This is a genomic window from Aminobacter sp. P4_H6_2 (genome assembly GCF_056400805.1).
In genome coordinates this window covers 1-10,622 of record NZ_JBFUKO010000132.1, presented here as the reverse complement: position 1 = coordinate 10,622, position 10,622 = coordinate 1, and the positions used below count along the sequence as shown (strand labels likewise).

Annotated in this window: 10 protein-coding genes; 9 read left to right on the top strand and 1 reads right to left on the bottom strand. The window is 62.4% G+C overall.

Annotation, left to right across the window (positions count from 1 at the left end; all coding sequences use genetic code 11):
* The 4 genes from AC1DUU_RS12380 to AC1DUU_RS12365 form a co-directional block, all read left to right on the top strand.
* Positions 1-684: DUF445 family protein (locus tag AC1DUU_RS12380; RefSeq protein WP_476783716.1), on the top strand; the 684-nt coding region annotated here is incomplete at its 5' end.
* Between the two features lie 70 nt (positions 685-754).
* On the top strand, positions 755-1,186 hold the full coding sequence (locus AC1DUU_RS12375; protein WP_476783715.1) for a phasin family protein: 432 nt from the start codon (positions 755-757) through the stop codon (positions 1,184-1,186).
* A 233-nt stretch (positions 1,187-1,419) separates the two neighbouring features.
* Positions 1,420-2,928: a helicase HerA domain-containing protein gene (locus tag AC1DUU_RS12370; protein ID WP_476783714.1), complete on the top strand. Its 1,509-nt coding sequence runs from the start codon at positions 1,420-1,422 to the stop codon at positions 2,926-2,928.
* Positions 2,929-3,014: 86 nt separating this feature from the next.
* A complete protein-coding gene (locus AC1DUU_RS12365) occupies positions 3,015-3,500 on the top strand; it encodes a MaoC family dehydratase (RefSeq protein ID WP_476783713.1) in 486 nt (161 codons plus the stop codon).
* 11 nt (positions 3,501-3,511) lie between these two features.
* On the opposite strand, the gene AC1DUU_RS12360 is transcribed toward AC1DUU_RS12365, so the two are convergent.
* Entirely contained in the window at positions 3,512-4,216 is a 705-nt protein-coding gene (locus AC1DUU_RS12360) for a fumarylacetoacetate hydrolase family protein (RefSeq protein WP_476783712.1), read from the bottom strand.
* A 270-nt stretch (positions 4,217-4,486) separates the two neighbouring features.
* Between AC1DUU_RS12360 and AC1DUU_RS12355 the strand changes: the two genes are divergently transcribed.
* The 5 genes from AC1DUU_RS12355 to AC1DUU_RS12335 all read left to right on the top strand — a co-directional run.
* The gene (locus AC1DUU_RS12355) at positions 4,487-4,987 is read left to right on the top strand and encodes a (2Fe-2S)-binding protein (RefSeq protein ID WP_476783711.1); all 501 of its coding nucleotides are present in this window, start codon (positions 4,487-4,489) and stop codon (positions 4,985-4,987) included.
* A gap of 122 nt (positions 4,988-5,109) precedes the next feature.
* Positions 5,110-7,461, top strand: coding sequence for a xanthine dehydrogenase family protein molybdopterin-binding subunit (locus AC1DUU_RS12350; RefSeq protein ID WP_476783710.1), 2,352 nt, complete (start codon positions 5,110-5,112; stop codon positions 7,459-7,461).
* A gap of 12 nt (positions 7,462-7,473) precedes the next feature.
* A complete protein-coding gene (locus AC1DUU_RS12345; RefSeq protein ID WP_476783709.1) occupies positions 7,474-8,271 on the top strand; it encodes an FAD binding domain-containing protein in 798 nt (265 codons plus the stop codon).
* A 149-nt stretch (positions 8,272-8,420) separates the two neighbouring features.
* A complete protein-coding gene (locus AC1DUU_RS12340; RefSeq protein WP_476783708.1) occupies positions 8,421-9,563 on the top strand; it encodes an alpha-hydroxy acid oxidase in 1,143 nt (380 codons plus the stop codon).
* A gap of 228 nt (positions 9,564-9,791) precedes the next feature.
* Positions 9,792-10,622 (top strand): LysR substrate-binding domain-containing protein (locus tag AC1DUU_RS12335; RefSeq protein ID WP_476783717.1); only part of this gene is annotated, 831 nt, incomplete at its 3' end.

The window sequence follows — 10,622 nt, the reverse complement described above, 5'->3', positions numbered from 1 at the left end:
GAATTCACCAAGATCATCGGCAATTTTCTGAGCGACGAGCAGGCGCTTGCCGTGCTGCGCGAAAAGATCAGGGAGGAACTGCCCTCGGTGTTCAACCTGTTCCGCGCCGATGCCTATCTGCTCAAGCGTATCGTTTCGTCGGCGGCGACGTTGCTGGAGGAGGTCAGGGCCGACCCGGAGCATCCGCTGCGCGGCGAGTTCGACCGCTTCGTCCATAGCTTCATCGACCAGTTGCGCCATTCGCCCGACTATGCCCAGCGTGCCGAGCAGCTGAAGCGCAATTTCCTTGCCCGCCCCGAACTGCGCGGACTGGCGCAAGATGTCTGGAAAAGCATGCGCGGCTTCATCGAGCAGGACGTCGCATCGGCCGACTCGATGACGCGAAAGCACCTGACCAATCTTTTCCTGGAGGTCGGCCAGAATCTGGCGCGCGATCCCAGCATCCGCGCCGACATGAATGCCGGTTTCGTGGTGGCACTTGCGTCTTTCGTCGAGAGCCAGAAAAGCGGCGTGTCCGGTTTCATCGCCGAACAGGTCAAGCGCTGGGACCTTGGACAGCTGACCCGGCTGATGGAGATCAATATCGGCCGCGACCTGCAATATATCCGCTTCAACGGCATGTTGATCGGCGGACTTGCGGGACTTGCGCTCTATTCCGCCGAGTTGCTGTTGCTGGCGAATTGACCGCTACGGCTGCTGCACTATTCTGACCTTGCGACCTCCGGGAGGGCCCGGAGCCAAACGGGAGCGAGCCATGGCCAAGAAACCTGAGCCTGATACCTTCACCGACATGTTTTCCAAGTTCGGCCGCGATCTGAAGATGCCCGCGGTCGATGTCGACGCTATCGTCAGTCATCACCGCAAGAACCTCGAGGCACTGGAAAAGTCGATCAAGGCAAGTGCGTCTGGCGCTTCGTCGCTGGTCGCCAAGCAGCGCGAGATGATCCAGAGCGCGTTGCACGAAGTCACCGAGGCTGCGCAAGGCATGCGCACGCCCGGCAATCCGCAGGAATTGCTCACCAAGCAGGCCGATTTCGCCAGGCGGTCGTTCGAGGCGGCGCTCAAGAATGCCGGTGAGGTTGCACAGATCGTGCGCAACTCGGGTACGGAATCGGTTGAGATCCTGCGCCAGCGAATTCGTGAATCGATGCAGGAAATTCGCGACAGCTACGACAAGAAGAACTGATTTTTCCCGGTCAAATCCTGACGCGGCGGCAGGCAGCACCTCTCTTGTGGGTTTCGCCATACGGGCCGCGCATTGCCGGTCTTGGGGTGCTAAGTATGGCGATCACCACTGGAGCGCTGCCCGTCCATTCGGGCGCATAAAGGCGCTTAAACACTTTGAATCTGGGTATTGTGCCTTCCGGGAATCGATACCGATTCGCGGCGCGGTGCGGCAGGATTCAACTGGGGAAGAGGATGAAGGTAGGCATCGAGATGGGAGCAGCGTCCGGCGGGACGAAGGCTCAGCTTGATCTCGAAGAACTTTTGGCGACCCGATTGCTGGTTCAAGGCAATTCGGGCTCGGGAAAGTCGCACCTGCTGCGTCGCCTGCTCGAACAGAGCGCACCTTGGGTGCAGCAATGCGTCATCGACCCGGAGGGCGATTTTGTCACGCTGGCCGATCGCTTCGGCCACGTCGTGGTCGATGCCCAGCGCACCGAAGCCGAACTCACCCGTATCGCCGGCCGCATCCGCCAGCATCGCGTTTCCGTCGTACTTAATCTTGAAGGTCTCGACGTCGAGCAGCAGATGCGGGGTGCGGCGGCCTTCCTGAACGGCATGTTCGATGCAGAGCGCGATTTCTGGTATCCCGTGCTCGTGGTCGTCGACGAGGCGCAGCTCTTTGCGCCAGCCGTAGCCGGCGAAGTCTCCGACGAAGCGCGCAAGATCTCGCTGAGTGCGATGACCAATTTGATGTGCCGTGGCCGCAAGCGCGGACTGGCCGGCGTCATCGCCACCCAGCGTCTGGCCAAGCTCGCCAAGAACGTCGCGGCCGAAGCCTCCAACTTCCTGATGGGCCGCACATTCCTCGACATCGACATGGCGCGCGCCGCCGACCTGCTCGGCATGGAGCGGCGTCAGGCTGAAATGTTCCGCGACTTGGCACGCGGCAATTTCATCGCACTCGGACCCGCCATGTCGCGCCGTCCGTTGCCCGTCGCCATCGGCCCGGTGGAGACGTCGGCGCGCTCGGTCAGCCCCAAGCTGATGCCGCTGCCTGATGCCACTGACGATACGCGCGAGTTGATTTTCGCACCGGCACCGCTTGAGACGCGCCAGACGGTGCGGCGACACGTGCCGCCAACGCCCACGCCGACTGCCGACATTATCGCCCAGCTTTCCCAGGTGCGCGCCGAGGCATCGGCCCCCGTCGCCGAGCCGATTTTCCCGCTGTTCGACGAGGCCGAACGCGAGGCGTTGATCGACACGATCGTTCGCGAGATGGTCGAGGATCCGGACGCGGCGTTCCGCACCGATGCCGTGCTCTATCAGGATTTTCTCGTGCGCTGTCGCATCAAGCGCATGCAGGGCGAGCCGCCGCCGCTATCCACCTTCCGTCGCCGCTATGCGGTGGCACGCTCGGGCATCGATGACGAAACGGCGTCGAGCGACACCTGGCAGCAAGCACTTGGTATGTCCGCCGCACTTCCAGAGGATTTGCAGGCGGTGTTCCTGATCGTCGCGCAGGCGGCGGTCAAGGGCGCGCCTTGCCCTTCGGACGCCGCGATCGCGCATGCTTATGGCAGCCATTCGGCACGCCGGGCGCGGCGCTTGCTCACCTATTTCGAGGAGCAGGGGTTGGTGGTGGTGCGCACCGACTTCCACGGCAAGCGCTCGGTGGCGTTCCCCGAACTTGGTTGCGAAACCGCCCCGGGCGATCCTGAAAGGACCGACGATCTCGTCGAGCGCGAGGCTGCGGAATAGCCTCGATCTGCCTGCAAAGCTTGACAAGCACGCGCGATTTATGGTCCCCAACTTCGCAAGGCGCCGTCAGACGCAGGGAGACAACCTTGGCGAAACCGATCGAGACCTATGAGGAGTTGCGCGCGAAAGTCGGGCAGGAACTCGGCGTTTCCGACTGGGTGGTTGTCGACCAGAGCCGTATCGATGGTTTTGCTGAATCCACCGGCGACCGCCAGTGGATTCACGTCGATCCGGAGCGGGCCCGGCGCCAGAGCCCGTTTCGCACGACAATCGCCCATGGCTTCCTGACGTTGTCGTTGATCGGTGCGTTCATCCAGGACATGGGCGTCATCCCTGTCAACACCCAGGCTGCCTTCAACTACGGGCTGGACAAGGTGCGTTTCGTGACCCCGGTCAAGGTAGGCTCGCGCGTGCGCATGCGCTCGTTCCTGATCTCGATGGAGGAAAGGGGACCAAGGCAGTATCTGCTGAAGGGTGAAAACACCATCGAGATCGAAGGCGAAGACAAGCCTGCGCTCGTCGCCGAGACGCTGATCATGCTCTATGAGCGGCGCAGCAAGGTGACGGCCTGAGCCGTCGCCGATTATTGGCCTGCTACCGCGCCGATGGTGATGTCGATCTCACCCACACCGTCTACTCCGCCGGTTATGCGGTCGCCTGATATCACTGCGCCGACCCCGGCTGGCGTGCCGGTGTAGATCAGGTCTCCGGCCTTCAGTTCCATCGACTGGCTGCAGATCGCGATCACTTCAGGGATCGACCAGATCAGGTCGGCCAGGTCGCCCTGCTGCCTGGTTTCGCCGTTGACGGCAAGCCAGACGCGGCCTTTGGCCGGGTGACCGATTTCTGATGCACGAACCAGCGGTCCGCATGGCGCCGACAGGTCGAAGCCTTTTGCCCAGTCCCACGGTCGGCCCATTTTCTTGGCCACGTCCTGCAGGTCGCGACGGGTAAGGTCGATACCGACGCCATAACCCCAGACATGATCGAGCGCGTTCTCGACCTCGATGTTGGAACCGCCGCGGCCGATGGCAACGACCAGTTCGATCTCGTGGTGGAGGTCCTTGGTCAGCTGCGGATAAGGGATGGTCGTGCCGCTGTCGACGACAGCGTCGGCTGGCTTGCCGAAAAAGAAGGGTGGCTCGCGGTCCGGGTCCTTGCCCATCTCGCGTGCATGCGCCGCGTAGTTGCGGCCGACGCAGAAGATGCGGCGAACGGCGAAGCGGTCGCTGGAGCCTGAAACAGCAACCGACGCGGGCTCGGGCGGGGTGATGACGAAAGTGGCCAAGGCTGCCTCCCATGAAAGTGATGCGCGCTTTTGACATGATCCGTCGGAGCATTCCACTTCCAATCACGCGATGGAAGCTGGTCGGGGCTGGTCCCGCCAAGATGTTCCAAGTCAAAACTGTCCTCAAAAGGCATCATTTCTGCGCTGGCCTGCACGCATTGCGTGTCTGGATCCAAAAAGGCGCTTGCAGCCTGCATTCGCAAGGATAGGATTTGCTCACCTGACGGGGCGGGGCATGCCTGGCCGGTCGCGGCAACAGTGGGAGGTTTCATGTCAGAGGTTACTTTGGTCGTGAATGGCCGAAAGATCAGCGGCGCGGTGGAGGACCGCACGCTTCTAGTTCATTTCCTGCGCGAGAATTTGAACCTGACCGGCACGCATGTCGGTTGTGACACGTCGCAATGCGGCGCTTGCGTCGTCCATGTCGACGGCAAGGCCGTGAAGTCTTGCACAATGCTGGCGGTCCAGGCCTCTGGCTCGACCATTGTCACCATTGAAGGCCTTGCCAATGGCGCCGACCTGCACCCGGTGCAGGCCGCCTTCAAGGAACATCATGGCCTGCAGTGTGGCTTTTGCACGCCGGGCATGATCATGACCGCAACCGACATGATCCGCAGGCATCCCGACGGACTCGACGAAGCCACCGTGCGCGCGGAACTCGAAGGCAACATCTGCCGCTGCACCGGCTACCACAACATCGTCAAGGCGATCCTCGCCGCTTCAAAGACAATGTCAAAAGCGTCCAAGAGCAAGGCGAAGAAGGCGGCATAAGAATTGGGAGTAGGGTAGTAGGGCAGTAAGGCAGTAGGCAACGACTGCCGCCGACGCGACATCTTACCTACTGCCTCATTGCCTTACTCCCGTACTGCCCTTGGTTCTGGAGGAGAGTTTACATGGGAATCGAAGGCATTGGCGCGCGGGTTGCGCGCAAGGAAGACAAGAGATTCATCACCGGCGCGGGGCGCTATGTCGACGACATGGTCGTGCCCGGCATGAAGCACGCGGCATTCGTGCGCAGCCCGCATGCTCATGCCGACATCAAGAAGATCGACGTCAAGAAGGCGGAAGCCATGCCGGGCGTCATCGGTGTGCTCACCGGCAGGCAGCTCAAGGCCGACGGCATCGGCAATCTGATCTGCGGCTGGATGATCCATTCCAAGGACGGCTCGCCGATGAAGATGGGTGCCTGGTCGCCCTTGGCCGTCGACCGTGTGCGTTATGTCGGTGACGCCGTAGTCATCGTTGTGGCCGACACCAAGGGCCAGGCGCGCGATGCGGCCGAAGCTGTCGAGATCACCTACAAGGAGCGCAAGTCGGTGGCGGATGCGGTCGACGCGCTCGCCAAGGGCGCACCTCAACTGCACCCCGAGGCTGAGGGCAATCTGATCTTTGACTGGGGCATCGGCGACGAAGCGAAAACGGACGCCGCGCTCAAGACGGCGGCCCATATCACCCGCGTCAACATCGTCAACAACCGACTGGTGCCGAATGCGATGGAGCCTCGCGCCGCTCTTGGTCACTACGACAAGGCCGAGGACCACTACACCTGCTGGACCACCTCGCAGAACCCGCATGTGGCGCGGCTGGTGATGAGTGCATTCTACAACGTCGCGCCGGAGAACAAGCTGCGCGTCATCGCGCCTGATGTCGGCGGCGGCTTCGGCTCCAAGATCTACATCTATCCCGAAGAGATCGTCTGCCTGTGGGCTTCCAAGAAGACCGGCGTGCCGGTCAAGTGGGTGGCCGACCGCACGGAGAGCTTCCTCACCGACGCGCACGGCCGCGACCATCACACCACAGTCGAGATGGGCTTCGACAAGAACAACAAGATCGTCGGGCTGAAGGTCGACACCATCGCCAATCTCGGCGCCTACATGTCGCTGTTTTCTTCGGCGACACCGACCTATCTCTACGCCACGCTTTTGTCGGGCCAGTACGACATCCCGACGATCTACGGCAATGTGCGCACCGTCTACACCAACACCGCACCTGTCGACGCCTATCGCGGGGCGGGACGGCCCGAGGCAACCTATGTCGTGGAGCGCACGATGGAGATCGCCGCGCGGGAATTGGGCGTGTCGCCGGCCGAACTCAGGCGCACGAACTTCGTCACCGCCTTCCCGCACCAGACGCCCGTGATCATGTGCTACGACGCTGGCGATTATGGCGCTTCCCTCGACGCCGCGATGAAGCAGGCCGACTATGCCGGCTTTGCCAAGCGCAAGGCAGCTGCGGCCAAGAAGGGAAAGCTGCGCGGTATCGGCATGAGCTGCTACATCGAGGCCTGCGGTATCGCGCCGTCGGCTGCGGTCGGTTCGCTTGGCGCCGGTGTCGGTCTGTGGGAATCGGCCGAGGTGCGGGTCAATGCCGTCGGCACCATCGAGGTGCTGACCGGTTCGCATAGCCATGGCCAGGGCCACGAGACGACCTTCGCCCAGCTGGTCAACTCGCGCTTCGGTGTGCCGCTCGACAGCGTTTCGATCGTGCATGGCGACACCGACAAGGTGCAGATGGGCATGGGCACCTATGGCTCGCGCTCGGGAGCCGTCGGCATGTCGGCCATCGTCAAGGCACTCGACAAGGTCGAAGCCAAGGCCAAGAAGATCGCCGCTCATCTACTTGAGGCTGACGAGGGCGACATTGTCATCGAAAATGGTCAGCTCAAGGTCGCCGGTACCGACAAGAACGTGCCGTGGTTCCAGATGGCGCTTGCGGCCTACACCGCCCACAACCTGCCGCAAGGCATGGAGCCGGGGCTGAAGGAGACGGCGTTTTATGATCCGTCGAACTTCACCTTCCCGGCGGGCTGCTACATCTGCGAAGTCGAGATCGATCCGGAGACCGGCAAGACCGATATCGTGCAGTTCGTTGCTGCCGACGATTTCGGCAACATCATCAACCCGATGATCGTCGAGGGACAGGTGCATGGCGGCATCGCGCAGGGCGTCGGCCAGGCGCTGCTCGAAGGGGCTGTCTATGACACGAACGGCCAGCTTCTGACCGCGAGCTACATGGACTACACCATGCCGCGCGCCGACGACCTGCCATCGTTCCAGGTCTCGACCTCGAACACGCCGTGCCCGGGCAACCCACTCGGCATCAAGGGCTGCGGCGAGGCCGGCGCCATCGGCTCGCCGCCGGCGGTCATCAACGCCATCACTGATGCGCTCGGCCACGAAAACCTGACCATGCCGGCAACGCCCCAGAAAGTCTGGGCGGCGTTGGGCAGCGGCTCGAAGCACTGAGGAGGACGCAAAATGTATTCCGTCAATTATCATCGTGCCACCTCGGTCGCGGACGCCRTCAAGAAGATCAAGACTGGCGATGCCAAGTTCCTTGCCGGCGGCATGACGCTGATCCCGGCGATGAAGACGCGACTCGCCGCACCGTCGGATCTGGTCGACCTCAGTCACATCGCCGAACTCAAGGGCATCAAGGTGTCGGGCAAGACCGTCACCATTGGTGCCACGACGACGCATTTCGACGTTGCCAATGACGAGAAGCTGAAGAAGGTGTGTCCGGCGCTGGCCTATCTCGCCAGCCTCATCGGCGATGCGGCCGTGCGTCATCGCGGCACAATTGGGGGCTCGATCGTCAACAACGACCCGGCTGCCGATTATCCCTCCGCATTGCTGGCGCTTGGGGCGACTATCGTCACCAACAAGCGCGAGCTTGCGGCCGACAAGTTCTTCAAGGGGCTATTTGAAACGTCGCTCAAGGACGACGAGATCGTCACTGCGGTCACCTTCACAGCACCTGCCAAGGCGGGTTACGCCAAGTTCCCCAACCCAGCATCACGCTACGCCATGACCGGCGTCTTCGTGACCAAGGGCAAGGACGGCGTGCGCGCGGCGGTGACCGGGGCCGGAGATGACGGCGTGTTCYGCTCGAAGGAGGTCGAGGCAGCGCTCACCAAGAAGTTCGAGGCATCAGCTCTCGAAGGTGTCACCGTGCCTTCCAAGAACCTGATGGGCGACATCCATGCCTCGCCGGAATACCGCGCCAATCTCGTGGTCGTGATGGGCAAGCGTGCCGTCGCGGCCGCCAACGCATAAGCGAACAGCTTGAACAGGCGGAGGGGCCCACGGGCCCCTTTTCCTTTTGGAGTCGTTTAGCCGATGGTTGGCCTTGGCAACTCCGCCCAAGGCGGCTTACATGCCGCGCGCAGGCTTGGAGCAGCAATGAAAATGTGGAGCAGACCTGAATGGCGCGTCCGATAACTTCGATCGCCGATCTACGTGCAATCGCCAAGCGGCGGGTGCCACGCATGTTCTACGACTATTGCGATTCCGGTGCCTGGACCGAGAGCACCTACCGCGAAAACGAAAGCGATTTCGTGCCGATCAAGTTTCGCCAGCGCGTCGCTGTCGATCTGCGCAACCGCACGCTTGAAACAACGATGATCGGCGAGAAGGTATCGATGCCGGTGGCAATCGCGCCGACGGGCCTGACCGGCATGCAGCATGCCGACGGCGAGATACATGCCGCGCGCGCCGCCGAAAAGGCAGGCATTCCATTCACGCTGTCGACCATGAGCATCTGTTCGATCGAAGATGTCGCCGAAAACACCTCCCAGCCGTTCTGGTTCCAGCTCTATGTGATGAAGGACCGCGACTTTGTCTCGCGGCTGATCCAGCGTGCCAAGGCGGCGAAATGTTCGGCGCTGGTGCTGACGCTCGACCTGCAGATCCTCGGTCAACGCCACAAGGACATCATCAACGGCCTGTCGACGCCGCCGCGCATGACGATCCCCAACATCATCAACCTGGCGACTAAGCCGCGCTGGTGCCTCAACATGCTGCGCACCAACCGGAGAACATTCCGCAACATCGCAGGTCACGCCAAGGGCGTCACCGATTTGCGTTCGCTGTCGTCGTGGACGGCCGAGCAATTCGACCCGGCGTTGAGCTGGGATGACGTCAAATGGATCAAGGACCAGTGGGGCGGCAAGCTCATCCTCAAGGGCATCCTCGATCCTGAGGACGCCGAGAAGGCCGCCGCGAGCGGCGCCGACGCGCTGATCGTCTCCAACCATGGCGGCCGCCAGCTCGATGGAGCTGTCTCTTCGATCTCGGCGCTGCCGGCCATAGTCGATGCTGTCGGCGATCGCATCGAAGTGCTGATGGATGGCGGTATCCGTTCGGGCCAGGATGTGCTCAAGGCCGTGGCCCTTGGCGCCAAGGGCGTGTTCATCGGCCGCTCGTTCCTCTACGGCCTCGGAGCCGGAGGGGAGGCGGGTGTAACCGCCTGTCTCGACATCATCCGCAAGGAGCTCGACATCACCATGGCCTTCTGCGGCCTGCGTGACATCAAGGATGTCGACAGCCGCATCATTGCGCGGCGCTGAGAGCRCGTCGGTAGACCGACCGTGACAATACAGGCTTGTCGCAGGCAATTGCGCCTATGATCAAGTTATTGACGCGGTAGCCGTGGGCGAGGCCGGCGATGTTGCATGACCGCTGGCTGACCTCGGTGCACCGCACACTATCGATTGACACAGGGTTGCTTTTTTCGAGCAGCCGCGCAGATGCGGCAGCCCCTTCCCAAACCTCTCACCACCCTGTTTAGTCCTGATATGGCCTTCACGCTTCGTCAGCTTCAGTTCTTCGTTGCCGTTGCCGAGCAGGGCACCATCTCGCGGGCGGCGCAGAACCTGTCGATCTCGCAATCCTCGGTCACCGAGGCGATCAAGGAGCTGGAAGGCGATCTCGGCGTCGAGCTGTTCGAGCGCCACCCGCGCGGCCTCAACATCACCCACAAGGGTCACCAGTTCCTGCGCCACGCCACCAAGATCCTGGCCGACGTGTCGGATGCGCGGCGTACCTTCTTCGGCGGCAAGGCGACCGCCACGGGCCAGCTCAAGCTCGGCGTCACCTCACTGGTCGCCGGCTACGTTCTGTCCGATCTCCTGGCGCGCTACCGCCGCGCCCACCCGGCGGTCGAGATCTCGGCCATCGAAGACAATGGCGACTATCTTGAGCACCTGCTTGTCGGCGGCAAGCTCGACCTTGCGGTGATGGTCACTTCCAATCTGCGCGACCGCATGGCGTTGCAATCGGAAATCCTTGAGGTCTCGGCCTACCGCCTGTGGCTGCCCCTCGGCCACCCGCTGGCCTCCGCCGAAATCATCAGCGTCGGCGACATCGCGTCAGAGCCGCTGATCATGCTGTCGGTCGACGAGATCGAGGAAAACACCGGCAAGCTGCTGTCGGCGATCGGCGCCAAACCGCATGTCGCCTTCCGTACACGCTCAGTGGAGGCCGTGCGTTCGCTTGTCGCCACCGGGGCAGGGGTCGCGCTTTTGCCCGACCTCGTTTACCGGCCGTGGTCATTGGAAGGCGACCGCATCGAGTCCCGCGACGTCTCGGGTTCGCTGCCCGTGGTACAGGTCGGCATGGTCTGGCGA